Annotated in this window: 1 protein-coding gene; it reads right to left on the bottom strand. The window is 58.4% G+C overall.

The genetic code is table 11. The annotated features are described in order from the left end of the window. Positions 1 to 550 (bottom strand): LVIVD repeat-containing protein (locus GSQ92_RS01655; RefSeq protein ID WP_216856707.1); only part of this gene is annotated, 550 nt, incomplete at both ends.

The raw sequence follows: 550 nt of genomic DNA, 5'->3' as shown, positions 1-550 counted from the left end.
GAACTGGTTGCGGATGTCGAATACTCGAACCCCAGCATTCTGGTAGGTTGCAAAGATGATTTCAGAGCTCTGAAAACAACCTGGCCTATTTTCGTGCAGATTGTGAGGGCCGAAATGGCCGCCCTTGGCGACGTAATCCTGGTCACGTGGTGTCGGAAAGGTCGCGACAGTCACCGGGTTCTGCGGCGTGCGGATATCGACCACCCAAGTATATTTCATGGGCTCCTGGTCGATGTCGAGAACCGCCTCATCCGCTACAATGCATAGTCCGCGATCGACCAGCGGCAGAGCACTATGCGTGCCACCAGCGAAGGGCGGCGACCAATTGGTATGCGAGATGAGCTTTGGCGCGGCTTTATCCGAAATATCGAGCAGAGTGAGGCCACCATCCCGCCAGGATGCATACGCCACGCTACCGTCGATCACGGCATGATGAAGCGCCACGCGGCCGGCCATCGTCATCGTCTCGCCGCCCGCGGCCCACATTCCGGGTAGCGCCCAGCGGCCAACTTCGCGCGGCTTGGCGGGATTCTCCATATCAATAACGATA

Source organism: Acidisoma sp. S159, from assembly GCF_009766125.1.
Taxonomy (GTDB): Bacteria; Pseudomonadota; Alphaproteobacteria; order Acetobacterales; family Acetobacteraceae; genus Acidisoma.
Note: the sequence above shows the minus strand (reverse complement) of the source record. Positions and strands in the feature narration are given on the sequence as shown.